We start from the raw sequence: 25,802 nt of genomic DNA, 5'->3' as shown, positions 1-25,802 counted from the left end.
CAGCTCCTTCTCTAATAGTGCCCTACAACACGTTCTTTTCCTTCAGCCACGTTACCACATTTTCGGGCACGGGCATGGTTGAGAGGCGGCTCTGCCGAATGAGTTTCCAATCATCAAAGAGATGGCTCTCTTTGATTTCCCGTAGAGTAATGGGTTGATTGAAGCGTTGTACAAATTCGACGTCAACGACCCAGCTTTTGGCATCCTTAGGATCTGGACGTGGCATAGAGATGACGCGCGCCAGGCCAACGATAGCCGTTTCTCCTCCGCTGTGATAGATCAAGATCGCGTCGTCAGGGCGCATAGCCTTAATTGCCAGCAGCGCCTCAGCGTTGCGCACTCCGTCCCAGATAGTTGTTTTGTCTTGCTCTAACTGGGTAAGTGAGTAGGTTTGCGGATCGGTTTTAGCGAGAAAATAAGACATAACATCTCCTGAAAGTTAAGTAACAATTTGTGAGGCAGTAGAATGCCGAAGACTTGCCTATGATGCAGCCAACGAGGCGGATGCTGCGTGTTAAGATCAGGATACATTTTTCTAACCTACTGCCTCCTCTTTGCGTATATTGTATGTGATGGAAATCATAACAACTCCATCTACGTACAGAGTACAACACGGGGTACGAGGGAGATTGCTTCTTCTGCCTCTGGCAATAAGACTGGACATACAGGCAAGCGGTTGAATAAGCGCTGCCTGGGTAAGCCAAAGAGTTGTTCATCATGGATGATGGTAGTTAAAAAAACTAAGGAGTGACAAATTATGACACAGACAGATCCGAACACTTCAAACGTTGAACAGAGACCAGGCTATGGTGTGGAAGAATTGCAGGTAGTAGGCGAGCAATTGCTCTCGAAAGTGAAGGAGCTTGTTCACGAGGGAAATGTGCGTCGCATTATTATTAAGCAAGAAGGGCATACAATTTTGGAGATCCCGCTCACCTTCGGGGTCGCCGGCGTGCTTCTTGCTCCTGCGTGGGCAGCGCTAGGTGTTATTGGGGCTTTACTTGCGCAATGTTCGATAGAAGTAGTGCGTAGTGAAAAGCCTGATGGAGGCAATAGCAATATCCCGCCATATAGTGGCCCCAGCGGCGTCTAGCTGACTGAGACTGCAAAAGCAACAGCGGAGGGGCAAGGCTGCTTCTCTCCATAACAAGGCTTCTCCTGCTATAGGATGGCAGGAGGATGAAGGAATTTCCTGAGAGATTGTTAAGGTTTCAGCACAATCTCGTGTAGGAAGTTCCTTTTTTTGTGCTCTTTTATTTTTCATCGCTTGCCCCAGGTGCAAGTGAAAGTCTGGCAGCTTGTAAAAGTGCGCTATAACGTGACTCACTTTGTATCTGTAAGAGCCATGAAATACCACACAACGCTCTTCGAATTGTCAACAATCTTCATTGTTTTGTTATGGCATGGAAAACGCAAAGTTACGCTGTAATATTGCGTTCTCAGCTTAGATTCAGCTTTTTCACAGCGTCAGTTCACATGAAGTCACTATACTACGTTCAAAGGCGTTTGTTCTGGAATTCTCTGGAACAGAATACTGATGTTTCTGCTGTTTAATTAAGAACATTCTTAAGAGAGCATACAAAAGAATGCTGGATACCGTTCTCTGGTATACGTAGTTGCTCGATAAACTAATTAAGGAGGCATATGCAATGGTACATTATAGTAAAACCGCTTCAGTGCTTGATGAGAGAGATACAGGGCCCAAGCTTGATGATGAGCTGCTGACAGTTCGTGAAGTTGCGCGTCACTTGCGCGTTGATGATACAACGGTACGTCGCTGGATTAAGACCGGGGCGTTGGAGGCTGTCACTTTGCCGCATCGAGGCAAGCGCCGTGGCTATCGTGTCAGAAAAATGACTCTTGATACTTTGTTGAATAGCCCGGTTCTGCCGGCCTAATGCCATATGGCTTTATCTGGTTGCCTGAAGGCTGGCAGCCTTAATAGCTAGAAAAATAATGTGGGGGCACAATTATCGTGCCCTCTACATATTTTTAAACACTTTTCTGGCGCATTGCCGCCTGGATACGATGATCGTTGACAAATTGCTTTCCTAAAGGGGGCATTTTCCCTCTGCAGTGTATAAATATTGCCGGGGTATACTCGGAATGCTCAATGAGATAGATCTCGCTTTTTTGCGTATCTATTATCAATAGGGCCATAGCGCTGAGCAAATCCGGGCTGCTCTGTTGTAGCATAGCAATAATATCTTCTGAAGTCATGCATTCAGCAGGGAAGCGCTGGGATCCAAATATGGGTTGTGCCCAAAACGCGGGGCTAAAAAGGAGAGAGATGCCTGACTGTGGTAGGATGAAAAAAACCACGATATCCAGCCCAGAAAGGAATCTCTCATGCGCATACAAGTATCGCTCACCCTGGAACTGAATGCAAGCGCCGATCTGAGCCAGATGGAAGCACAGATCCAAGAGGCAGGCCAGTCCTGCATGCGCCAAGCGCTCAAAAAAGCGGTGGGAGCTTGGGAACAGGCTCACCGCAGCTGCCCCAGATGTGGCTCTCAGCTTGTCCGAACGGAGGGAACCATCCCTCGAAGCATCCTCACCCTCTTCGGTCCCGTCGATCTGACCCGCCGCCGCTTCCGCTGTCAGCGTTGCCAGAGGCGCTTCACTCCCAGCGGCATCCTGTTGGCTGGCTTGCAGCTCAGACGGGTGAGGGCTCCTTTGAAAGAAGCTGCCGTGCTCGCTGGCGCCTCCTGGCCCTATCGCCACGCCGCCGCCTGGCTTGCGCGCTTGAGAGGAGCGCACATCAGCGCCGAGGAGATCCGTCTGCTGACCAACCAAGCCGGAGCGAGCTGTGCCCAGCGGCACCTCAGTCAAGCCAGCCAGCAGCTGACCTCTCCCCCAGCGCCTGCTCAGGCTGCAACAGCCAACAGATCTTCCAGCCCCCAGGAGCTCGCCGTCATCGGCTTAGACGGCGGTTGGGTCTGCAGCCGGGAGCAACGAGGAGGCATGGAAGGCAAAGTTGGCGTGATTGCCAGCGGCTACGAAGGCGGCAAGGAGCCCGAGGAACCCAATGGGAACATGACCTGGTTCCATCTGGCCCGCTACGTGCAAAGCCACCGCCATCCTCCCCGGGTCCGCAGCCGCTGGAACACCCGTCGCTACGTAGCCACCTTTGCCTCCTCGCGCATCTTGGGAACCCTGGCGGCTCAGGCCTTGCAGGAGCTTGGCCTCGCTTCCCAGCCTCAGGTGGTGGTGGCCGATGGGGCTGGCTGGATCAAGAAAGAGACGGACACGCATTTTCCAGAGGCCCAGCGCATTCTGGATTGGCCCCATTTGTGGCGCACGATGCGCAAAGCCGCCAACGCGGTGCGCCTGCTGAGAGCGTGCAGCGCCAAGGCCCACGCCCAGCAGGTGGAGCATCTGGGCACCTGGTTGTGGAACGGGCAGGTCGAGCGGGCCCAGGCCCTGCTTGAGACCTGGCGTCAGGAGCTGGCGGCTCGGCAGGGTCCTGCGGGACCAGCCTTGCGACAAGCGATCACGTCTCTGCAGCAGCAGCGCGACTGGATCGGCTCCTATCAGCGCTGGAAAGAGCAAGGCTTTCCGGTAGGCAGTGGCATCATCGAACGGGCTGTGGCCCTGGTCATCAATCGGCGCATGAAACGACGAGGCATGCGCTGGTTGCGTACCAATGCGAGCGCCGTGGTCGCCTTGCGCGTGGATTTGCTCAATGCCGATTGGCAACGTCCTCGCTCCTCTCGTTGCTTTCCTTGATGCTCCATGGCCTCCCTGTGCTTGAGCTTAGCCCCACGTTTTGGCTAGAACCCTACATTGTGCGCTGGATATCTGCTGACTAGAGCTAGCAGACAAATCTGAAGCCTGTCCTGGAGACGCATATATTCCCTCCTATGTTCTCACGAGGCCTTTACCGGGTAAATTATGTCATACTGACGGAGCAGGTGCTCTCACATATCTAAATGGGGAAATGTATTGGGTAAGGAATACAAGTAAAACAGCCTTTTCTTTGCCTGCCTGGTGCTAAGCTTCCTCCCTCCTTTCTTCTATTGATGGGCAACTACCCTGATCAGCTGCGCGAAAAGGAACACTGATCCATAAGGATTATTGTAGCTGCTGGTGCTGATAGAGGCAAGCATCGTATGATAGCAAAGAAAATAGAAATAACGTATTTTATAAGGCAATTTTTGGGAAATTTCTATGCACTATATGCAAGGCGTAGATATAGGAAAGATTGCCTATATCCAGGTGTGCGCTATGTTAGCTGAGATAGATGAAGAATCTGAGCAAAAGGTAGGATGGAAGAGGGAATATCAGAAGCCATTTAAAACGGCGAGATACAAACCAGCTTGCCTTAGCAGGACGACTTATGTAAGCTTGCCTTAAGGACGCCCTGTTTTAGCAACAAAGAACAGAGTATAATGAGGGCGGTTTCTCTATTGAATATCGAATTGGAAAGGCAGAAGCGTGCAATGTTATTGGCTGGTGATATAGGCGGAACGAAGTCGAACCTGGCGATTTTTTCATCTGAAGCAGAGATCCGAAAACCAGTACTGGAAGCTACTTTTCCCAGTGCGCAATACAGCAGTTTAGAGGAACTGATCCATACTTTTTTGTCTCAAAACGATGTGCGGGTAGAAGCTGCATGCTTTGGAGTGGCCGGACCGGTGATCGAAGGCAAGGCCAAGGTGACAAATCTTCCCTGGGAGCTGGATAAAGAAAGGTTACAGAGAGAGCTCAAGATTCCAGCGGTACATTTGATGAATGATCTGGATGCAATGGCCCATGCGATCCCTTTGTTGGAGGCTGAGGATGTCTACACCCTAAATGAAGGCCAGCCTGAAGCGCATGGGACACTTGCTGTGATTGCCCCTGGAACCGGGCTAGGGGAAGCATTTCTAACCTGGAATGGGACGCGCTATCAGGCTTTCCCTTCAGAAGGTGGCCATGCCGACTTCGCGCCTACTAATGAAGCTGAGCTGGATTTATTGCGCTACCTTTGGAAGCGCTATGGGCATGTAAGTTATGAATTGGTTTGTTCGGGTAAAGGCTTGCCAAACGTCTATGCCTATATGCGTGAGTGTACGCCGCTAAAAGAGCATGCCTGGGTAACTGAGCAATTAGATGCCCAGGGCGATCACACGCCGTTGATTGTGCAGGCCGCCCTTGATGTGGAGCGAGTATCAGAACGTAGCCAGGCTGCTGTAAGCATGCTGGTTGCTATTCTGGGGGCCGAGGCCGGTAATCTTGCCTTGAAAGTATTGGCTACGGGTGGAGTATATCTGGGCGGAGGAATACCGCCGCGCATCCTGTCATACTTAAAGGAAGAACAATTTATGCAGTCCTTCAAAAATAAAGGACGCTTTGCTGAGATGATGACCAATATCCCGGTCCATGTGGTGCTTAATCCCAAGCTGGCTCTGCTGGGAGCTGCCTGTCGCGGCTTTGAAATATGAGCACGAAGCGGTAAAACTACTCTATCTCTGCTCGCCTCGCTCTGCCCTGCTTTATGAAGCGTATCACTGTAGGGAAACAGAGACGACCAAGCCCACCACCCCATAGAAGTAGAAAAAGTCCGCCAGTGACCAGGCTCTGTAGATCTGTGAGCAGAGATAGCCTGGCACTATGCTGTAGATGTGCAAACGTATGTGTAATGAGCAAAGGATAGCTAAGGGCCGTTTGCCATAGAAATGGCAGCGAGAAGGCAAGCAAGTAGATCCAGAAGCCGGCTTTCAGCAGACCATAGATGAGAATAAATACACAAGTTGCGGGAGACCAGCGTAGGGTGCGCTTCTGCTTTTGTATGCGCGTCCAATAAAAGTAGCTAATGAGATAGGCCGGTTGTTTGTAGAGGTTGGCAATGCCAAACAAATCACTTAAAACCCAATACCCATCAAACTTTAAAAAAGGATTGAGCGAAAACAGGCAACTGCCTAGAATCATCGCCAGCGCTAGCTGAAATGCCGGTTGCCTGGCAATGAGCCAGATCAGTAGATAGAGCACTGCCGCGCAGAGCTGAAAGTACACTCCTGCCGTATCCACACGAACCTTGCGCCAGCGGCTCAACTGCCAGGACGCGCTGACATCGCTATAAAATACTGGAAATATCAGATATACGGCCAGGCCTATTTCGCTGGGCTTGATGCCGCCCTTTACACAGGCGCTGCTATGGCCAAATTCGTGCATAAGTAGTGAGATGAGAAAAAGGCTATAGGCGAGTAATAGCGTGAGCGGATCGGGTTGCAGAATGATCTGGGATAAGCCCTGTTTTAGGGCACAGGCAAGAAGAATAACCAGAGCGCTGAGCAGGCTGAATGCTATAGGCGCCTGAAAGAGAAAAGTCAGTAAAGAGGCAAATTGCTGTACACGCGAGGCGGGAACAAGGGAGAATTTTAGCCAGAAATCTTTTTGCCTCGTCTGTTGATCTCCATCTATTTTTTTGATTTTTGCGATAATGGTTTCGTAGGCTTTCTGCACTTCGTCTGCAGAAACATGAGCCTTTCCGGCCGTGCTGACTCCTTGGGCAATCGCGCTAAAAGAGTCGCCAGCGGCAACTTTTTTCAGCAGCTCATAAGCCAGTGGCGATAGCTCTATATGTTTCTTGTTACGACTGACAGCGATATAGCGCGGAGTTTTTCCGAAGTTATCGACAATGATCTGATCGATAAATTCGGAGAAGATAACGATCTCTTGCATACGACAAACCTTTATAATCAAGATGCTTGTGACGGAATAAGCGCTCCAGCTTGCTCCTGCTGCCGATGAGCCTGATTGAACAGGAAGATAAAGAATAAGAGATCGATGATGACCACTACCGCCATGTAGAGATAGACGACTGCATCATCGACTGTCTGCGCGCCGATAAAGAGAGATCCAGTGCACAGATTCAAGATTCCATGTACCAGGACTGACCAGAAAACACTTTTTGTCTTTATTCTGATGGCGCAGAGAGCAAGGCCATCGCAGGCAATGAGAAAGAACCATAGCCAGCCCGAGGACAGGAAATCAAGGATATGGAATAAGGCGAAGATTCCCGAGGAGACAAAGGCTGCTATCAGGACGGAGCGCGACCACAGCCCGCTTGAAAGCGAACTGAAAAGAAGCCCGCGGAAATGGATTTCTTCTCCCATGGCGTTGAGGAGAAGGAAGAAGCCAGCTTGGATGAGCAGGATGTGCCAGTTCGTTTCGATCCTCACCTGCGGTATGAGTACGATCCAGGCGGCCACGCGGATAAACAGATAAAGGATGCACCAGAGCAGTCCAGACCATGAGCCAATTATTTTAAGACCAAAGTCCAGGCTGGTAGTCTTGCGATACCAGCCAATGAGCAACAGCGCGCCGCTAATTTCTCCGATATAGATAGCGACTTTAAGCCAGCTATATGCATGAAAGAGCAGGACTGGCATGATGAAAAGGGCGACGGTCACTAGCGGCCCAAGGATGGCCAGAACAATGCGGCCTGCAATCTTCATATCTGCAGTCTCCATATTATGCCTGATATCTGGAATCTGTGAGCCGATCTTGTAGCCTATGCCAGGCGGCCGCAGCCTTAAGCACGTACGCTGTGGTCATCGTCTTACTTCCATAGGTTCTGTCTCCATAGGGCTGTCTTCTGGTCATGCGAATAAATTCGTAGCGCAGCCAGGCCTGTTCGGACTCATCGTAGCTAGCTTGCAGATAGGTCAGGCCCTTTTGAATAACCTGTGCCGCATCGCCTAATTTAGCGAGTCGAGCGAGAGAGGCCCAGCAGAGCAGAGCAAGGGCCGTATGGAGGGCGTCACCATCAGCTTCGGGCATGCCCCAGCTTCCATTTTCGCGTTGACTGTTGAGCAGAAATGTGCGCGCACGCTCAATGGTGGCCGAAGCGGGTTTGACCTCTTCTAGCAGGCGCAGCGTTACATAAGTGCCATAAAACGGCCCATGATACCACTTGCTGCTCCAACTTCCGTCTGCTTCTTGTTGCCGCTCAATGTACTCTGTACCAGCTCTGATGATGTCTGCAAAGCGGGCCTGATCGTAGAGGGCGAGGGCATAAAACAGATTTGCCAGGACATCCACATCTGCTGTTCTGCCCCAACCGTGCTCGGCATAATAAGCCTGGCGCTCCTGCTTCGGTGTGCGATTGCTGGCCGGGATAATCCAGGTCTCGAAGGCCCCATCGGCAAGCTTGCCATCGCGTAGCAGAATTTGCAGCGGACCCTCACAATAGCTGGCAATATCCTCCCGACGCTTGCGCAAAAGCAAGACCTGTATAATTTGTGCGAGATCATCGGCATCGGGCGCAAGCTCGGGCAGATCAGGGAAGTAGCTCCAACCACCTACACCATCGCGGCAACGGCTCTCGACTAAATAGTCAGCTTCGTAGTCAAGGATAGTTTGGAGATCAAGGGAGAAGGTTTGCGCCGCATCGTGAAGAATTTCAGCCATCAGTGCGCGCTGAAAGATATCGGCATACTGCACCTCACTGCGCCCGGTAAAACCCTCGCTATAAGGGAAGCGCGTTACCCTGCGTGCTTCGCTAAATCCTTTGTGCCACTGCTGGACGATATAGCGTAGGCCTTGCCAGGCAAGTTGCTGAGTCTGGGTCTGCGCGGCTGGCAGTTCGAGAAGAAACTTTGGCTGTTTCTTGGCCCGGTGACGATTCATCTCGGTAATCTTACCGATATCATTAAGGATGCCCTCGCAGCGTTCGCGTAGCTTAATTTGTAGATGGAGCCAGGGCAGGTTATCCGGGACGAGTTCGATTGATTGATGGAGCGCATCAAGGGCTAATTGAAGTATTCTGCTGGCATGATCTTCGTAATACATTTTGCGGGCCAGAGCTGCTATGTCTGCTCGCTCAGGCTTTGTGGGACGCTCTTTTAAGATGCTGCAGAGCAGGAGCGAGGGAGATTGACTGAGATAATCATCTTTCCAATCGCAGAGATCATCGAGCATTTGATGGGCAAAGTTATAGAGGCTGATAGATCTGGTGAGCGCTTCCAGATGTTGCTCATCTCCCGATAATGCAGCCAGCCCGGAGATCACGGCCTGGCTCATGCCGCACTTGGCGCTCACTAATTCCCAGGCAAAATTTTCATCATAGGTTTGCCAGGATTGCTCGCCGCGCACAAATTTTTTCTCCTGCATGCAGGCCTGAAAGTACTTGATCATATAGGCGCGGAAACGAGGCCAGAAGGAAGACGAGGGGGAAAAAAGTTGATGGAGAAGCGATTGCGCCTCGGTCTGGAAGGCGGTCACCAGAAGCATGAATTCGGCAGCTTGATGGGCCTGTAAGCTGAGATCGAGAATCCTATCAGTCATAAAGGCCGAGTTAGCATAGAGATTGGCGGCCAGGGTAAAATCTGCAAGTTTTTCGGGGGAATAGCGGGAAAAGCCTCAAGGAACAAGTATGGGTAACAATTATACATACTGATTTCATGCTGAGTGCCAAAGGTGATATCCTTGTTGGTATCCGCCTCCCATTCTCGCCTAATCTGTTCTGTAAGCGCTTTGGCGCGTTGTCCAGCTTCAATAATCGTGGGGGAAAAAATATCTATCGCAAATGAGCGCAAGGTTTGCTCGGTTATTGATTGAGGCATCACCATTGTTATGTAATCCTCCAGGCCAGAAAAAAAGAATATAAACGAATTTACCAGGGAAGGCGTAGCGAAGCCCACTTTCTCCCAGAAAGGCAGCCGAGAGCCTGGCTACCAGGGCTACACAACGTTAGCCATACTTCTCTATAACTGCAGTTGTGTAGCCAGAACAAAGGTTACATACCCGCTCTTCCCTTTATTCTACTTAAGAGTGCTTGGCAGGGCTTTGGTGGCTACCAGCCATTGCCGTTGGCAACGCAGCCGTTAGCGCCACAGGCATTGCCGATACAGAGCGTATCAACAGTAGCGGTAGCGAGCTCAAGACGCTCTTCGAGCTCCTCGACGCTGTAGAAATCGTCGGAGAGTGTAAGTATCTCCTGCTCATCTAGATGATCGGGTTCGCGTGTCATGACTATGCTTGTCTCTCTTTCAATTACCAGCCGCTGCCATTATAGTTGCCGCCGCAGGCATTACCGCCGCAGGCATTACCCGTGCAGAGTGAGTCAACTACAGAGACAGCAGCGAGCTCAAGGCGCTCTTCAAGCTCCTCGACGCTAAAGAAATCGTCGGAGAGGGCAAGCATCTCCTGTTCCTGCTGGTTCTGCTCATCAATCTTCATAGCTTTGATGTCTCCCTTTAAATCAGTTGCTTACCAGCCGTTATAGTTGCCTGCGCAGCCGTTAGCGCCGCAAGCATTGCCAATGCAGAGAGTATCAACAGTAGCGGTAGCGAGCTCAAGGCGCTCTTCAAGCTCCTCGACGCTGTAGAAATCGTCGGAGAGGGCAAGCATTTCTTGTTCGCCTGAAAGTATATCTTCCATTATTTAGAACATCTCCCTGATAAGTTCTTGAATGTCACTTACCAATTTACATTGCCGGCACAGCCGTTGGCGCCGCAGGCATTAGCAAAACAAAGTGTATCGACGATCATCGTAGAGAGCTCGATACGCTCTTCGAGCTCATCGATGCTAAAGAAATCGTCGGAGAGAGCAAGCATCTCCTGCTCGTCTGCATTCTGGCCTTCAGACATAGGCCCAGTCCTCCTTCATACTGCGAGAGATATATTTCAGATAGCGTGCCTTACCAACCCAGGTCGCCGGCACAAGCATTGGCGCCGCACGTCTCGTTTGGCCTTACTATTGAATTAGCAATAGCCGTAGTCGCGAGCTCAAGGCGCTCTTCGAGCTCCTCGACGCTAAAGAAATCGTCGGAGAGAGCAAGCATCTCGACTTCAGTTTGCTGCTGATCCGTAGACAACATGCGTGTATTACCTCCTTTCTGAAAAATAGATGCAAACTACAGTCATGTATAGGTTAATCATCTAGCGGTCGCAGGCGGTTTCTACCACGGGAGAAGCCTCGACCCCGGCGAGATGATTTAAATATGCTTCAGCGACGCTAGCCCGGAAGCGCGCGGCATAGCCGTCGCAGTGATTGGTAAAGATGCCATTTTCCCCGTTGCTACTGCCCTCGGCATAGACCGCACAGCCGCCACCGCAGTTCAAGGCGTAGCGACATTTGCGACAAATTTTATTGGTAGTCACATCGCGGCTTCGCCACATTGCCTCAAGCGGGGAAGAGACATATTTTCCCTCACGGGTGATATAGCCTGAGCGAATATTCTCGTTTCCTGTGCGTTCCCAGCAGGAATAAATGTTAGCAAAGGGGTCGATGACATACATGCTAGCGTGCGCTCCACAGAATTCGGCGCGCTGCATCGGAAAACCTTTACTCTCTATTAGCGCGCGTGCGCGATCTTTTAAGGGATCATCTGGGCGATGGATCACACTCATCGCAGGATATTTGGCGCGCAGTTCATTGAGAGCTTTGTCCAGGGTCCAGGAGTTAAACGTAGTGCGCGCATCGGTATTATCGTTGGCAGCGTGGATGGGAGCTGTGTAGGCCGAGAAGTGGGAATAGTTATGCCAGCCTCTGGCCATGATCTCTTCGGCGAAGATGGGCAAGTGTTCGATGTTGAGGCGATCGATATTCATGCGCAGACTGATATTAACACCTTGCTCAAGCGCCATGCTCACATTTTTGGCGATGCGCTCGTAAGAACCGCTGCCATCGGCATAGATACGACGCTTATCATGTTCGGCCAGCGGGCCATCCATCGTGACCTGGATCATGCGCAGAGCTTGTGGATTCAACAGATCCTTGTACGTCTCTAGCTCTGTTGCGTTGGAGACAGCCCAGAAGCTGGCCTTTCCCATATCTGTGGCTTTTTTAATAATGTAGTCAATGACGCGGCGATTGCGCGCCAGTAATGGTTCGCCGCCAAAGAAACCAATATTGCGTATATATTGATCTTCGGGAGGCAAGTCGTGTCGTGTCTCGATATCGCTAATGCCTGCAAAGATGCGGTCAATAGTCGATCTTGTCATAGAACGTAACAGGTGGCTAAAGGTCGGATCGGTACGCATGTGGTCCTGGAAGCAGTAAGCACAGCGCAGATTGCAATCATAGGTGGGCATAAGCACAAAGTTTGGCAGGCCGCGCAAGGCCTTCTCATGAAGCTTTTTGGCAATTTTGATAAAGAAAGCTTCCTCCTCATCTTGCGTCTTTTCTGTGAGATATCCCCGCCGTTTAAGAAGCTCAACAGTTTGTCCTGACGGTTGCTCAACCTCCCCGTCGATAGCTGGCGCCGGTGACCAGGCCCCATAGAGAGGGCGCACGGGCCTACCAATCTCTAAGGAGCGCACATAAGTGGCTACCTTCTTTGAAACAAGATCATAAGATCCTGTGTAGCCATGCACAAGCAACATCTGCTCGCTGTCCTCGGGAAGATCCACATAAATAACATAGCTACTTGCACGCAGCTTACGCTCTTGCAGATCACTTATCCGGCTCTTCTTACTATTGGTTGGCAGGCTAATGAGATGCGTTTCCATGGTTACTCCTTCTAGCCGGGTCGGCTATAAGTAGGGGCGGATGGTTAATAGTTATGTGAAAGAAAATTATGCAGCAGTTTGCTTGTAATTTAGGCAAATCAGATCTTCTTGCCCTTTGCGCTTTTGCGTAAAATAAGGCTGGCATACTTGCCTTATTCTGCTGGTTCATGTGCGGCCATGTACCACAGATACTATACCCGGGAGTAGCTCAAAATAATAATGGCAATTGTTATCAAGATTTTTGTCAAGTTCTTTTGATAATATTGCGCCGGTGACCTGAGTTTAGTAAGTGTTCTGCTAGCTTGAATTTTATTAAGGACTAAAAATATGTTATAGTGTTTTTGGGGTAATAAACAAAATTACCTATCCGCAAGGATACTAGGGGTAATCCATGAAAGGAAACTGTGATTAAAGGATGAAAAAAGCGTCCATTGCTATTCCTAACCGGTGTCTGGCAGAGGAGCGTATTCGGCGTGGTTGGTCGCAAAGAGAAGTGGCTGAAAAGCTTGGTACTACGGTCCAGAATGTATGCCGCTGGGAGAGAGGCAATACCTATCCCAATACCTATTTTCGGCATCGACTCTGTGCTCTGTATGAGAAAGATGTGAGAGAGCTTGGGCTGAGTACACCCCTTAAGGTAAGGAACCAGCAGCAGTCGTATGAACTTCATATTAATCCAAGCAGGATTTGTAGGCCCGATAGCCTCTCCGCCCCTCTCTGGTTTGTTCCACACTGGCGGAATCATTTTTTTACCGGCCGGGAAGCTATTTTAAAGCGTTTGCATCGCGGCTTTCAAGAAAGCTCGGCAACGTGTGTGCAGGCTCTGGGGGGCTTACGGGATGTGGAAAAACGCAGATTGCTCTAGAATTTGCCTATAGATTTCGAGATGAGTATCAGGAGATAATCTGGCTACGTGCCGATTCCTATAAAAATCTTATACAGGACATACTTTCGGTTTTAGAGAAAATCTATCATAAGAAATTGAGTGCGCAGGATCTTCCACAAGCCATAGAACTGGCCGAGCGCTGGTTGAATCAGGAGCAGAAAAGGCTGCTCGTTCTTGATGGGGTAAAGGATTTGAGCCTTTTTAAGCTCTTCCACCCAGACGCTTATACAGGGCATATTCTTATGACTTGCAATACCCGTGTTACTGATCGGGCTTGTAGCTTTATTCATCTTGTCTCTGTTGAGGATATGGATTTTGAAGAAGGAGCCCTTATGCTTCTGCGCTATATAGAGAGCGGAGGAGCCAGCCAGTGCTCTTTAAAGGATTTTTCGACCGAGCAGATCGCCCAGGCAAAGTTGATTGTGCAGGAACATTGGGGCTTGCCTCTGGGAATCGCTCAGGCGGGTGCCTATATTAAAGAGACAGCCTGTAGCCTGCGGGAGTATCTGCTTTGTTATCAGCAGCATCGCCATGATTTACTTCATTTTCATGGGCAGGCTATGGCTGATCCGGCGCCCTCAGTTGCCACGGCTATATTGCGCCAGGCGGCCGTGATCGAAAGGGAAAATCCTCTAGCGATTACTTTTATACGCTTATGTGCTACGCTTACACATTATGCCCTTCCGGAGGAACTGGTTATTAATACAATTCCCCTTCTCGACCCAACAGTTCAGACAACTAAGCATAGTTTGTTGGCCTTTCATGCAATGCTTAAATCGTTAATCTTTGTTTATTTTCTCAGGCGTGATCTTAAGACACGAGCGCTGTATCTCCATCCATTGGTATTGGATGTGCTAAGGGCCCAAATGAGTGTACAGCAATGTCACCACTATACTGAGCTAGCTGCGCGTTTAGTGCAGCATTTACCCCTTCTTGATAGATCCGGACGGTATAAGGGAGCAGCTGTCAAGATATGAGCCTGAGCGTTTACTGCTGATTGATTTCGTACGCGTACCCAATTAGCGGCTTAGCTTCCCAGAAAGGAGAGTCTGATCAGTAGCATCCTCCCAATCGGGGGCAAGCATGATCACGTAGCCTGAGCAGCGCAATAGCGATATCTTTAGCTGAGGACAAAGCTTATTCAATTTAGCGCGAATTCCGGCAAGGGCGCGATAGACAGGCCTGAATTCCCGCTTCACAGCTTCGGGACCTATCTGTTGACTTTCGAGTAGCCTGTGGCGGCATTCGGCTTCTGATAAGGAAGTTAGTTCAGCCAGGAGCATCTCATGAGAGGCGTAGCCTGGGTATTGCTGCAGAATGAGTGTGAGGATCGCCCATTCATTGCGCGTGAATTGCTGCTGGGCAAGAATATGGGGAGATTGAGCGCTAAGCAGGTTGAGGATGCGAGCATCGGCATTTAACTCCAAGATGTAGTCCGAGAGGCGCAAATGATGCGAAAGAGATTCTGGGACCAGATTATACGTCTCTTTGACGTCGCTGAGATAGTGAGAACAGAATTCTTGCATGGACAAATGTATCCTCTCTTGTTGTTGTGGTTGTACTGGCTGCACATAGTGCTGAGAAGCCACGTATACATGGTGATGCATAAGGCGAGAGAGTATCCTGCAGTATCGCTAGGGAGTCTGCCGAGAAGAAATGGGCACAGGCAGAGTAAAAGTGCAAAACAGGATTGATACTTCCATGTACACGCGCTCTACTGGCTAGCTACGCTACAGGTGTATTGTAAATGTGTATTTCACCCGATAAAATCTTACACTACAAATAAGAAAATAGTCAAGGATAAAATAAGAACGTTTAATATTGTATTTGCTCATATCCATAAGGAATGCTCACAGTATAGATGAGATAGATATTGCAATATTATTTATATGAGATATACTGCAACAGTTTAATTTGAGGTTATCAGAGGATAATAAAATCTAAAAAGCGTTTTGTTTCTATGTAAAAATCTCTATGTTGGCTGTGAATAGTAATCGTATATTCGGTTAAAATAAATTTAATAGGTGCTAAATGTTGTATTGGATAATAAAGATGCCATGGGGAAATAAAAAGGTGGAAGCGTAAAATTACTTCTGACTAAAGCATATTTAAAGCAAGGAGAGCATGGAGGCAAAGATGAAGCGCTGGTCGGCAAGGGAATGCCGACCAGCTGCAGAAGTCTGAAGAAGCGCACGTTAAGGAAGTTGTGTAGAGCTGCGCATGGGCTGGATTTATGGTCACTGCTCTCGGAGGCGATGCCAGGCTGTTGCGGCTTTGAGAACAAAGGCTGTTGTTACACTCTGACTTCCATACGACATAATTCTTGTAATATTTTTGCTGAGCCGTCCTTCAGCCATAAGGATAAATTCAACATAAGGCCATGCTCTATCGTTTTCGTCATAGCTCTGTTGTAAAAATGACAGGCCTCTCTCTATAACCGTATCGGCCGGTCGGTACTTTCCAGTCTGAGCAAGTGCTGACCAGCTTAAAAGCGCCAGCGCTGTGTTCAGAGGATCACTTTTGGCATAATCTAGTCCTCCCCAGCCTCCATTGGCCTGTTGAGTCTTAAGGAGAAAAGCCTGGATCTTCTCCAGTGCTGGAGATGCAAGCTTAACCTTGGCGAGAAGCCGCGCACAGACAAAAGAACCATAATAAGGACCATGATACCAGGTACTTGCCCAGCTACCATCGATCTGCTGTTGAGCTTCAATATAAGAAGCGCCAGTATGTATGATCTCGGCAAAGCGGGCAGGGTCATAGAGCGCCAGGGCATAGAGCAAATTAGCCATAACATCTACGTCGGGGCCCGTTCCCCAGATAGTTTGAGCATAGGCAAAGTGCCGCTCTTGTTGTGGAGTTCGATGGCTGGCAGGAATAATCCAGGTTTCGAAAGAGCCATCGTCATAGCGATTCTCGGTAAGCAAGGTTGTTAGCGGCTGTTCGCAGAAGCGGGTAATGGCTGCCCGATTATCTGTATGAAGTAAAAGTTGCATAATTTGCCCTAGATCATCGGCATCTGGAGGTATTTCGGACAGCTCCGGATAATAGCGCCAACCACCTATGCCGTCGTGGCTCCGTTGCTCTAGCAAATAGCCCACTTCATCCTTGATAATTGGCTCTAGATTGAGCTTAAAAGTTTCTGACACTTCCGTCAGAATATCGCTGATGACCGCGCGCTGGAAAACATCGCCGTATTGAAATTCGCTCTCAGCGTTAAATCCTTGGGCCTGCGGGAAGCGCGCGACATCGCGTGCCTCGCCAAAGCCAAGCTGCCACTGGCGAATGAGGAATTGTAATCCTTGCCAGGCTAATTGTTCACAAGGGGTACGAGCGGCAGGCAGCTCCAGGTAAAAGTTGATAGGCCGTTGTGAGCGACGACGATTGGCCTGCGTAATCTTTAGAATATCGCGGCACAGACTTTCGCAGCGTTCAAGTAAATTAGTGGGTATGATACGCCAGGTGAGCTCTGGAATAGAAGATGTCAGCAGCAATGCACGTTCTGCTGCATCGATAGCTACCTGAAGCATTGTGCAGGCATGGCCATCATAATATAATTCGCGAGCCAGCGCCTCAAGGTCCGCCCATTTGGGCTCTTCCGGTCGCTCAGGTAACCAGCGGCAGAGGAGGAGCGAAGGCGATTGATGCAGGTAGTCTTCTTTCCAATCGCAAAGATCATCAAACATCTGGTAAGCAAAATTATAAAGATCGAGAGCCTCAGTAAGCGTATCTAGCCACTGCTCGTTGCCCTGCAGGGCGCTCAGACCAGCAAGAACGCAGCGGCTCAGGCTAGCCTTCCCAATAGCGATAGTGCTGGCAACTTTTTCATCAAACTCTTTCCAGGAAAGCTGGCCCAGGGCAAATTTTTTTTCTGTCTGACAGGCAGAGAGGTAATTATCAAAATATGTATGAAAACGCGGCCAGAAGGGTGAGTCTGGGGCAAAGAGACGCTGGAAGAGGGTGTAAGCCTCTACCTGTAATGCAAAGACGTGAGCTAGTGTGTTGGTAGGATTAGGTGATTGGGGGCCCAGGTCCATAATTTTATCGGCAAGAAAGACAGAACTAGCTAATAGCTTGATGGCCAGCGTAAAATCAGCTACTGCGGCTGGGGGAACATCGGGGAAGGGGCCGAGGAAGAGATACGGATAACAATCGTAGATAGTTATGGCCGAGTCATTGCTTAGCTCAAGATCCGTCCAGTTTTGTTTAAGCTGACCGGCGCGTTCTCTTGTCTTTAAGGCACCTTCCCAGACAGGTGCTGGAAAGAAATCCTCGCTGACAGAGATAACCGCAGGTTTTTTGGCTGTTTTGCGCATAGGGCCTCCAGAACATACATAAGGTGGGGTAATGGCTTGCCAGCCGTGCAAGCCCATGAAATATTATCGGCTTGCACGGCTGATGAGAAAGCTACTAGCCTCGGCCGGTATTCGTCAGAAACCACTTTAGATCAGAAATCGTAAGCGGTATTTCCTATAGCCAAACATTCTCCGAAAAGAGGATGAAGAGCATAGGAGACAACGCCGATCAGAGGCTAGCAACTTAAAAGGTGCTATTTCCTGTTAGTAGACTAGCCTATGTTGGCCAGGCACGGCCAGATATCGCCAACGCAAGCATTGGCTCCGCAAGGGCCGCTATAACCGGCACATGCATTAGCTCCGCAGGGGTAATCGGGATGAACCACAGCGGCTGCTAATTCCAGGCGTCTCTCTAATTCTTCAACACTCACGTCAAAGCTGTTCATGCTCAAAATTTCATCGTGCTCTTTGTTATCAAATGACATTCTGGTTACTCCTTCTCAAAGTTTAAGCCTACAAGGCTACATCTAAGCTTGCTGTTGTCCCTATATAAGGACGTCAGTATCTCAAAAGATAAGGCAACTTCCCTACTGGGATTGCAGGATAATCTATGTTACGTATAATGCTTTTCGTAAGGGTTGAGGTGACTTCCTCCTTTCGCTTAACCGGGCACAAAAAAGATGTATGGTCACGGCAAATCACTAGAGGTCATAGACCAGCCGCGATAACTGCTCTTTTTATAAAAGTATACCTGGAAAGAAGGCGTAAGAGAGGGAGTTTGGGCGCGTCTTTTGCGAAAACTAGTAGCCTATTTTTTCGGTACCTCATAAGCAGCCTGTTCTAAGATGAGATAATGGAGTCAGACACGCTGAGACTGAGCTCAGCTAGATTGGTTATTTAAAGAAGTGTGGCCTTTTTGGCCTGGTGGGTAAAAAGTATTGGCTGTGGATCGCGCTCGCGGGCGTATGGTAGATATTGGAGAAGAAGCTTTTTTAAAGGATGGATGTTAATTTATGCCAACAATCTCTATTCGTCAAGCTACTCTGCAGGATGTAGAGGCTTTAGTTATTTTACGTCTGGCATTTTTCGTGGAAAGCCTGGATGTCCAGCCTGAGAGTATTCCAGCTTTGCGCGACAATACCAGGCGTTATTTTAGCAAAGCGATTCCAGAGGAAAGCTTTATTGCCTGGGTGGCCGAGGTACAGGGGGAAATCGTTGCAACAAGTGGGCTTGTCTTTTTTCAAAGGCCTCCTTCAGAGGACAATCCCAACGGGCTAGAAGCCTACATCCTGAATATGTACACGGTACCTCAATGGCGCAGGATGGGAATAGCTGCCCAATTGTTGGAACGACTAATTGAGCGTGCGAAGCAAACTAACGCCCAGCGAATATGGCTGCGTGCTACACCTGATGGTAAGCCTCTCTATGAAAAAAGAGGCTTTGTTCCTAAGACAAGACATACTCTTGAGATGGAATTGTGCAGGTAAATACATTATACTTTTGCTTCTACTTGTTGAGTAATAAGTATATAACCACAGCCAGTAGTTAGATCTGCTACCTCAGTAAAAAGGTCATTTAAGCTCACAGTATCCCTATAAAAAGCTATATGCCCATCTTATGGTCATGGTAGTTGACTGCGCATGGTCACGAATATAGCCACAAGCTTCTAAGTGAAAGCGTCACCCCTGGCAAATTTTTCTACTTTTTTACAGCTCAACAGAAATGTATAGAGTATTCTAAGCAGCCTGTATAACCTGACGATTAGCTTTCACAGGAGTGAAATTAAAAGAAGTGGCTCTATAAATTTTGCTGGTTTGTGCTATAATAGGAATAAATGATTGACTTGAAAAGTTGTTATATTATGGATGTAGGAATTGCGGGGGTCAGGTCGATTGGTAATTTGTGCGCCCTTTCAATGAAATATTCTATCTCCTCCGTTGTTTTGTGGCTCTTTGGCAACTAATAAATTTTCTGTTGCGAAAGGAAAGAACAAGCATGGAGTGATATTTCTCAGCATACAGCTTCAGTAAGAGTAGAGGGTAAATCTTCTCTGAAGCGTTAATAGAAACCTCAATATTAGTGTTTGTCTTAGCTTAGAAAAGCATGGACCTACAATGATACAACAACCATTTTCCATAAATACGAGTACAAATAAGCTCCATATAAGCGATGTACACGTGCTTCCAGCTTCTTCGCTGCCCTCAGCTGCCTATGCGGGTATACAGATAAAGGATAATCACTTGCACATTGCCATGTTGTCGCATGATGCTATCAGCGAGTATGTACTGGAAATTGCTACTCACGATCCGGCAATGATGGTGCTCGACTGGTTGAAGCAAAAGTCACAAAGCCAGCATTTGCAATTTGTGGCCGTCGCCTTGCCAAAAAATGTGCAATTAGAAGGGCTTGTTTCGCAACTCTGGCTGCAAGAAGATGTCGTACCCTATATTCCCGCTAAGGGAGACACAGGGCTGGCACCTTCTGCCGTAGATCTAGTCCAAGCAGTCGCTGCCCATTTCGACGAGAATAATATTGTCTACCCCCACCTGGATGAGAAGCATGAGGTCCAGGTGGCCGAGCTTGTTGCTTTACAGGATTACCAGAAGACAGCTCCCGAGCAGGACTTTAGCTTGCTGACCGGAATAGCAGAGAAGCTGCGCGGCAAGAAACTTGTCTTTATTAATGCAACTCCTCGTGGAGGTGGGGTAGCCTTAATGCGCCATGCCTTGATTCGGCTTTTGCGCTTGCTCCAGGTAGATGCCCACTGGTATGTACTATTGCCCAAAAAAGAGGCCTTTGACATTACAAAGACCAAATTTCATAACGTATTGCAGGCGGTAGCGCACCCAGAGACAGTTTTATCAACTGAGGATAAAGCTCTTTATGAGGCCTGGATACGGGAGAATGCCACAGCGATGGAGCCCGTGTTTAAGCAGGCCGATGTCGTAGTGATTGATGATCCTCAGCCAGCAGGACTAATACCTTTTATTAAGCAGATTAATCCGCGTGCCAAGATCATCTATCGCTCACATATCCAGATCGTAGGGAAGCTGGCTAGCCAGCCTGGCACTGCGCAATATACAACATGGCAATTTCTCTGGGAGAAGATTAGGGCCGCTGATTACTTTGTGAGCCATCCCATGACCATGTTTATTCCTGAGGATGTGCCTGCTGAGAAAATCTTTTTCATGCCAGCCACGACAGATCCCCTGGATGGCTTGAACAAAGAATTGACGGCTGGACAGATGGCTATCTATATGCAGCATTTTCAAGCTTTGTTGCGCGCTGAGGGTCAGATGCCTCTGGATGAAACGCGGCCTTACATCATTCAGATTGCCAGGTTTGATCCTTCAAAGGGTATTCCTGATGTGCTTGAAGCATACCGCACGCTGCGCGAGAGACTGCTTCAGCAGCAGAAAACGATTCCACAGTTGATCATCACGGGAAATAGTTCTATTGATGATCCTGACGGAGCTCCGGTCTATGCTGCCGTGAGAGAAATGCTGCGTGCAGAGCCATTTGCGCAGTTCGCTGAGGATGTAAAGGTTGTACGGCTTCCGCATTGTGATCAGATCTTGAATACGCTTTTGCGTAACAGCAAGATCGCCTTGCAGCTCTCCATCAAAGAAGGATTTGAAGTTAAGGTCACAGAAGCCTTGATGAAGGGCAAGCCGGTGATCGCGTATAAGGTTGGTGGTATTCCTTTGCAGATTGAGGATGGGGTAACCGGCTACCTTGTGGAGGTTGGAAATACGGCGCAGGTCGCAGAACACCTCTATGAGTTGCTGACCGATGAGCAGCAATATCAGCAGATGAGTGCTGCCGCAGCCGAGCGGGCTAACAAGGATTATCTGACGGTTGCTAATGCTATCTGCTGGCTCTACCTGGCCCATCAGTTACTGACCGATGAGCCGCTGGATGGCCAGTATCAATGGGTTAAGGCCTTAGCGAGCACTCTCTTGCAGACAGAGTTGCTTGCTCATGCACAGAAGAAAAGAATCATAGCCGCATAAAAATTGACTATCTTGCGAGTAGCTTTCCTGACGGGAGAGCTGCCCGCAGGTGGGTTATCTTGTGGGTTGGCGTCGCTCTATTTCCACACGCTGTAACTCAGCAATCTGATCATCAAGATGAGCCCTCATTAAAGCCTCAGCACGGCTGGGATCGTGTTCTTTAATAGCCTCGGCGATAAGCATGTGATACTGACTTGATCTACCCGGCATATTGGGAAGCCGCATCGTGAGTAAGCGGCTCTCGGCAACAAGATCAAGTACCATCTCCATCACTTTAGACATGAAAGGATTATTGGCAGCCAACGCTATCTGGCGATGAAGTAGTAGATCAGGCTCGCTATAATCCCTTTTCTCTTGAGCCAGCACTGCCATTTGTTGCGCGGCAGCGTGAATAATTGTGATATCTTCGGCGGTTGCGCGCTGTGCGGCTAAGGCCGCCAAGCCCGGTTCAATGATGCGCCGCGCTTCAAATAAGGCGGCAAGCGTAGTCTCTGCGTGCAGGCCTACATTATCAAACAGGCCAGGCGGTAAGCGGGGAGCATCCGAGACAAAGATGCCTCGCCCCTGCTCGATACGTAACAATTGCTCGCTTCCCAGAATGCGTATTGCTTCGCGTACTGATGACAATCCCACCCCTAACTCGCTGCTCAGATCGACAACGGTTGGCAAACGCTGACCAGGCTGCCATTCTCCGCTCTGAATACGAGCTTTTAAGGTATCTATGACACGCTGATACTGCAAGGGACGGGATCGCGGTTTTTGTGATGCACTGACCATACGATTCCCCTTCTGACGGTTTCAGACGCTTTACAGCAGCTAAATTGCTATGTTACAATGATCATATCATAGGCAGTCAAATTTGGATAGATCAGATCTATTTAGGTATTTCTCCATTCCCTTTATTTCCCAGGGAAGATAATACGAGCAGCATTGAGAAGATGTTTTCCAAAAGCTTTCTCAGTGCTCCTATTTTCCTGAAAGGAGCGTGCTATGCGTGAATCGCGCGTGCGAGTAGGCGTGATAGGGGTGGGTGGGATCAGCGCCCATGTTCATTTGCCCGGACTCAAGGCGTGCCCTCAGGCCGAGATTGTAGCCTTGTGCGATACCGATGAAGCCCGGCTTCGACAGCGGGCGCAGGAATATCATGTGCCACACACATTTACAGATTATCAAGGCCTGCTGCAGCACCCCGAGATCGATGCAGTTGTCATTGCTACTCCTACCCTGTTTCATGCTCCGATTGCCCTTGACGCTCTTGCCGCCAAGAAACATGTGCTTGTTGAGAAGCAGCTTGGGATGACCTATGCTGAAACAGTACAGATGTATGAGGCAGCGCAGCAGGCTGGAGTACGCCATATGACTGCCTTTACCTATCGCTTCGTGCCGGCTATGCGTTATCTCAAGCACCTGGTGGGCCAGGGAAGCATCGGCTTGCCGCGCCACTTACGAATTGCCCGCTTGCAGGACTTTCCTGAGATGAATCTCGGCTGGCGGCAGCAGCGCAAACTAGCCGGCTCGGGAGAGGTAGGCGATATGGGGGCCCACAGGATTGATTTTTGCCATGATGTGATTGGTCCGCTGGCTCGTGTTGTGGCCCTGACGCGTACTTTTGTACCTGCACGCTCTACCCATGATGGCGCGAGCACGACTGCCGATGTCGAGGATTGCGCTTTGTTCCTTGCCGAGTTTGCCGATGGAGTTGGTGTTGAGCAAGGGACTATTGCCTCGTTCGATCTGAGTAAAGTGGCGAAAGGGAGAGAACATGGAGGGCGTGGCCTTGACGAGTTTGAGGTCTATGGCACTGAAGGAACTCTTATCTACCATTTGCATCGTTCACATGAGGTGCTTATCGGGCGTCCTGATGGCATACTAGAAACCAGAGAGGTGCCGCGCGATTATCTGGTTTATCCAGGCTCCTTACGTGATCCTTTTCTTGGCGAGCCAACCGTGACTTTCCGTTATGATCAGGACTTCGCCTTTATTCAGGCTATCATAAATGGCCAGGGCAATATTCCCACATTTTATGATGGTATGCGCTGTCAGGCTGTCATCGATGCCATCTTACAATCGGCGCGTGAGCGGCGCTGGGTGGATGTGGCTGATGTACCAACAGTGACGGCTCCTCTTGCGGCCACCAGCTACTAAGCCATGGGGCAGATCAGGGGAGGAATTTGAGATCTGCGAAGTCCAGGGGCAGACTTGCGATGCGTATAGAGGGTGAGCGAAAGGGCGATTTAAGCAGCCCTTACCTGCTGTCTGAATTAAAGGAGATGGTGATTTATGTCTCTTGATATTTTCAAGCTGGATGGGCGCGTAGCTTTGGTGACGGGAGGGAATCGTGGCTTAGGATTCTCGATGGCGCGCGCATTGGCCGAAGCCGGAGCTCATGTAGTAGTAACCAGCCGTGACCAGGAAAAGGCGCGCAAAAGTGCCGATGAGCTTGCCCGGGCGACAGGGCGAAAAGCTTTGGGACTGGCCGTTGACGTCACAGATGCCGGGCAGGTTGAAGCCATGGTTAGAAGCGTGATAAGTGAATTTGGGCGCCTTGACGTATTGATCAATAATGCAGGAATCAATATTCGCAAACCCATCGAAGAATTTGATGAGGCTAGCTGGGATCTTATTCAGGATACGAACCTGAAGGCACCTTTTCTCTGTGCCCGTGCCGTTGTGCCCCAGATGAAACAGCAGGGCTCGGGACGAATTATCAATGTGGCTTCTATGCTGGCCCTGACCGGTTTGCCCGAACGCAGTGCTTACTGTTCTAGCAAGGGCGGCGTGGTCCAGTTAACAAAAGTGCTGGCTCTAGAATTAGCGCCCCATAATATTACTGTAAACGCCCTCTGTCCCGGCCCTTTTGCCACGGAATTAAATACTCCTGTGATCAATAATCCCCAGGCCAACCAGTTTTTTCTCAGCCATATCGCGCTAGGGCGCTGGGGTCGGCCCGAAGAGCTGGGCGGCGTCATTGTCTTTATGGCCTCCGACGCATCAAGCTTTATGACGGGATCGGCTCTAGTCGTTGATGGAGGATGGACCACCGAGTAATCTCCTGCCAAATGGCACATCTGTGTGGATAGGTGAGGAGATAGGCTGAAAAGCTTAATCCACATGCGAAGAGTGCCAGGCCTCTATTGCGACAGGCGAGCTCTTCGAACCTGGCCTTGAGATGAGAGAGGAAAATAGCATGCAACGAATCGGCCTGACGATGTACGGTACCATCTATAGTATGGGACTTGCACCAGCCTCTGGACGCTCGGTGATGAAGCCCCAACAGCTTATGGAACAGGCTCTTGCTTCCGGCCTGAGCGGCGTTGAGCTCCCGATCCCCGTGCTTGATGAGGAAGAGGTGCCTGGCATCGCGCGCTATGCTCGTGAGCACAGGCTCTTTATTACGCTGGCTTCCAATGGGTACGATCCTGTCAAGCTGACGGCAGATCTCGAACTGGGGGCGCGGCTGGGAGCCTCTACCGTGCGTACAGTTGTGGGTGGTGCGAAAATCGGTGGGGATCGTAGGCCGCTAGCCGGTCGCTGGCTGGCTTTTCTTGAGGAAGTACTGCAGGGTTTACGCACGGCCACCACCAGGGCAGAGCAAGCAGGCGTAAATCTTGCTGTAGAGAACCATCAGGATCTCGCCTCTGAGGAGCTGCTCTGGCTCTGTGAAACTATAGCTTCTGAACGCTTTGGCATTACTCTTGACGCTGGTAATCCTCTAGCAACCGTCGAGGAACCGCTGGATTTTGCCCGACGCGTGGGAAAGTACATAAAGAATGTCCATCTTAAGGACTACTGGATCTATTTGAGCGCTGAAGGATATCGCCTTGTGCGTAGCCCACTTGGTCAGGGCGTGATCGATTTTCCCCAACTATTTGAAATCCTGGCTCAACTATGCCCACAGGCTACGATGTCGCTAGAACTGGGCGCGCTGGAGGCCAGGCATATTCGTGCACTGGCTCCCGATTACTGGGCTGACTATCCAGCACGCGCGCCGGCTCAGTTGGCTCGTGCGTTGCGTTTTATAGATACACATGCACGACAGACTGACGATTGGCAAACCCCTTTTGAACTGGCAGCTCCGGTTGACGAGATCATTGCCTACGAAGCGCGGCAACTGGCCGAGAGCCTGCGCTACCTTAAACAGATTAAAGCCTTATCCTGAATGAATGCTTCA

At 49.7% G+C, this 25,802-nt stretch carries 27 protein-coding genes; 11 read left to right on the top strand and 16 right to left on the bottom strand.

What is annotated here, in order from left to right:
• Positions 1-22 precede the first annotated feature (22 nt).
• Entirely contained in the window at positions 23-424 is a 402-nt protein-coding gene (locus tag EPA93_RS17630) for an EVE domain-containing protein (protein ID WP_129888766.1), read from the bottom strand.
• Between the two features lie 333 nt (positions 425-757).
• Between EPA93_RS17630 and EPA93_RS17625 the strand changes: the two genes are divergently transcribed.
• Positions 758-1,093: a DUF4342 domain-containing protein gene (locus EPA93_RS17625; RefSeq protein WP_129888765.1), complete on the top strand. Its 336-nt coding sequence runs from the start codon at positions 758-760 to the stop codon at positions 1,091-1,093.
• 556 nt (positions 1,094-1,649) lie between these two features.
• Positions 1,650-1,898: a helix-turn-helix domain-containing protein gene (locus tag EPA93_RS17620; protein WP_242527432.1), complete on the top strand. Its 249-nt coding sequence runs from the start codon at positions 1,650-1,652 to the stop codon at positions 1,896-1,898.
• Between the two features lie 94 nt (positions 1,899-1,992).
• Here the strand turns inward: EPA93_RS17620 and EPA93_RS17615 are convergent, their stop codons facing one another.
• Positions 1,993-2,196 carry a hypothetical protein gene (locus tag EPA93_RS17615; protein ID WP_129888764.1) on the bottom strand — a complete coding sequence of 68 codons (204 nt, stop codon included), beginning with the start codon at positions 2,194-2,196 and terminating at the stop codon, positions 1,993-1,995.
• Between the two features lie 153 nt (positions 2,197-2,349).
• Between EPA93_RS17615 and EPA93_RS17610 the strand changes: the two genes are divergently transcribed.
• A complete protein-coding gene (locus EPA93_RS17610) occupies positions 2,350-3,729 on the top strand; it encodes a hypothetical protein (protein ID WP_129885685.1) in 1,380 nt (459 codons plus the stop codon).
• A 713-nt stretch (positions 3,730-4,442) separates the two neighbouring features.
• Entirely contained in the window at positions 4,443-5,426 is a 984-nt protein-coding gene (gene glk / locus EPA93_RS17605; protein WP_129888763.1) for a glucokinase, read from the top strand.
• Between the two features lie 16 nt (positions 5,427-5,442).
• Here the strand turns inward: glk and EPA93_RS17600 are convergent, their stop codons facing one another.
• The 10 genes from EPA93_RS17600 to EPA93_RS17570 form a co-directional block, all read right to left on the bottom strand.
• Complete coding sequence (locus tag EPA93_RS17600) at positions 5,443-6,666, bottom strand: zinc metalloprotease (protein ID WP_129888762.1); 1,224 nt, start codon at positions 6,664-6,666, stop codon at positions 5,443-5,445.
• 17 nt (positions 6,667-6,683) lie between these two features.
• On the bottom strand, positions 6,684-7,442 hold the full coding sequence (locus EPA93_RS17595; protein ID WP_165423217.1) for a CPBP family intramembrane glutamic endopeptidase: 759 nt from the start codon (positions 7,440-7,442) through the stop codon (positions 6,684-6,686).
• Between the two features lie 16 nt (positions 7,443-7,458).
• A complete protein-coding gene (locus EPA93_RS17590) occupies positions 7,459-9,273 on the bottom strand; it encodes a prenyltransferase/squalene oxidase repeat-containing protein (protein ID WP_129888760.1) in 1,815 nt (604 codons plus the stop codon).
• On the bottom strand, positions 9,270-9,557 hold the full coding sequence (locus EPA93_RS17585) for a hypothetical protein (RefSeq protein ID WP_129888759.1): 288 nt from the start codon (positions 9,555-9,557) through the stop codon (positions 9,270-9,272). Before EPA93_RS17585 ends, EPA93_RS17590 begins: the two co-directional genes overlap by 4 nt.
• Before the next feature lie 224 nt (positions 9,558-9,781).
• Positions 9,782-9,958, bottom strand: coding sequence for a hypothetical protein (locus EPA93_RS48490; RefSeq protein WP_165423216.1), 177 nt, complete (start codon positions 9,956-9,958; stop codon positions 9,782-9,784).
• A 23-nt stretch (positions 9,959-9,981) separates the two neighbouring features.
• Positions 9,982-10,167, bottom strand: a complete 186-nt coding sequence (locus EPA93_RS17580; protein WP_129888758.1) for a hypothetical protein — start codon at positions 10,165-10,167, stop codon at positions 9,982-9,984.
• Between the two features lie 30 nt (positions 10,168-10,197).
• Complete coding sequence (locus tag EPA93_RS48485; protein WP_165423215.1) at positions 10,198-10,368, bottom strand: hypothetical protein; 171 nt, start codon at positions 10,366-10,368, stop codon at positions 10,198-10,200.
• A gap of 38 nt (positions 10,369-10,406) precedes the next feature.
• Positions 10,407-10,577, bottom strand: coding sequence for a hypothetical protein (locus tag EPA93_RS48480; protein WP_165423214.1), 171 nt, complete (start codon positions 10,575-10,577; stop codon positions 10,407-10,409).
• Between the two features lie 50 nt (positions 10,578-10,627).
• Positions 10,628-10,807 (bottom strand): hypothetical protein, encoded by a 180-nt coding sequence (locus EPA93_RS17575; protein ID WP_129888757.1) that lies wholly within the window; start codon positions 10,805-10,807, stop codon positions 10,628-10,630.
• A 61-nt stretch (positions 10,808-10,868) separates the two neighbouring features.
• A complete protein-coding gene (locus tag EPA93_RS17570) occupies positions 10,869-12,440 on the bottom strand; it encodes a radical SAM/SPASM domain-containing protein (protein ID WP_129888756.1) in 1,572 nt (523 codons plus the stop codon).
• 415 nt (positions 12,441-12,855) lie between these two features.
• Here EPA93_RS17570 and EPA93_RS17565 point away from each other — a divergent pair, with 415 nt between their 5' ends.
• Both EPA93_RS17565 and EPA93_RS17560 read left to right on the top strand, forming a co-directional pair.
• On the top strand, positions 12,856-13,305 hold the full coding sequence (locus tag EPA93_RS17565; protein ID WP_129888755.1) for a helix-turn-helix domain-containing protein: 450 nt from the start codon (positions 12,856-12,858) through the stop codon (positions 13,303-13,305).
• Positions 13,251-14,303 carry an NB-ARC domain-containing protein gene (locus tag EPA93_RS17560; RefSeq protein WP_165423213.1) on the top strand — a complete coding sequence of 351 codons (1,053 nt, stop codon included), beginning with the start codon at positions 13,251-13,253 and terminating at the stop codon, positions 14,301-14,303. Before EPA93_RS17565 ends, EPA93_RS17560 begins: the two co-directional genes overlap by 55 nt.
• Before the next feature lie 42 nt (positions 14,304-14,345).
• Here the strand turns inward: EPA93_RS17560 and EPA93_RS17555 are convergent, their stop codons facing one another.
• From EPA93_RS17555 to EPA93_RS17545, 3 genes are all read right to left on the bottom strand, one after another.
• Complete coding sequence (locus tag EPA93_RS17555) at positions 14,346-14,852, bottom strand: hypothetical protein (RefSeq protein ID WP_129888753.1); 507 nt, start codon at positions 14,850-14,852, stop codon at positions 14,346-14,348.
• Between the two features lie 711 nt (positions 14,853-15,563).
• Positions 15,564-17,639 (bottom strand): prenyltransferase/squalene oxidase repeat-containing protein, encoded by a 2,076-nt coding sequence (locus tag EPA93_RS17550; RefSeq protein WP_165423212.1) that lies wholly within the window; start codon positions 17,637-17,639, stop codon positions 15,564-15,566.
• 251 nt (positions 17,640-17,890) lie between these two features.
• Positions 17,891-18,103: a hypothetical protein gene (locus tag EPA93_RS17545; RefSeq protein WP_129888751.1), complete on the bottom strand. Its 213-nt coding sequence runs from the start codon at positions 18,101-18,103 to the stop codon at positions 17,891-17,893.
• Positions 18,104-18,631: 528 nt separating this feature from the next.
• Here EPA93_RS17545 and EPA93_RS17540 point away from each other — a divergent pair.
• On the top strand, positions 18,632-19,105 hold the full coding sequence (locus EPA93_RS17540; RefSeq protein ID WP_129888750.1) for a GNAT family N-acetyltransferase: 474 nt from the start codon (positions 18,632-18,634) through the stop codon (positions 19,103-19,105).
• Between the two features lie 627 nt (positions 19,106-19,732).
• Positions 19,733-21,631 (top strand): glycosyltransferase, encoded by a 1,899-nt coding sequence (locus tag EPA93_RS17535; RefSeq protein ID WP_129888749.1) that lies wholly within the window; start codon positions 19,733-19,735, stop codon positions 21,629-21,631.
• Positions 21,632-21,685: 54 nt separating this feature from the next.
• On the opposite strand, the gene EPA93_RS17530 is transcribed toward EPA93_RS17535, so the two are convergent.
• Complete coding sequence (locus EPA93_RS17530; protein WP_129888748.1) at positions 21,686-22,408, bottom strand: FadR/GntR family transcriptional regulator; 723 nt, start codon at positions 22,406-22,408, stop codon at positions 21,686-21,688.
• A 213-nt stretch (positions 22,409-22,621) separates the two neighbouring features.
• Between EPA93_RS17530 and EPA93_RS17525 the strand changes: the two genes are divergently transcribed.
• From EPA93_RS17525 to EPA93_RS17515, 3 genes are all read left to right on the top strand, one after another.
• Positions 22,622-23,776, top strand: a complete 1,155-nt coding sequence (locus tag EPA93_RS17525; protein WP_129888747.1) for a Gfo/Idh/MocA family protein — start codon at positions 22,622-22,624, stop codon at positions 23,774-23,776.
• A gap of 135 nt (positions 23,777-23,911) precedes the next feature.
• On the top strand, positions 23,912-24,679 hold the full coding sequence (locus tag EPA93_RS17520) for an SDR family NAD(P)-dependent oxidoreductase (protein WP_129888746.1): 768 nt from the start codon (positions 23,912-23,914) through the stop codon (positions 24,677-24,679).
• 139 nt (positions 24,680-24,818) lie between these two features.
• Positions 24,819-25,790 carry a sugar phosphate isomerase/epimerase family protein gene (locus EPA93_RS17515; RefSeq protein ID WP_129888745.1) on the top strand — a complete coding sequence of 324 codons (972 nt, stop codon included), beginning with the start codon at positions 24,819-24,821 and terminating at the stop codon, positions 25,788-25,790.
• The last annotated feature ends 12 nt before the right edge of the window (positions 25,791-25,802 follow it).

It is taken from the genome of Ktedonosporobacter rubrisoli (assembly GCF_004208415.1).
GTDB classification, from domain to species: domain Bacteria; phylum Chloroflexota; class Ktedonobacteria; order Ktedonobacterales; family Ktedonobacteraceae; genus Ktedonosporobacter; species Ktedonosporobacter rubrisoli.
The sequence above is the reverse complement of the archived record's forward strand: the minus strand, read 5'-3'. Positions and strand labels throughout refer to the sequence as shown.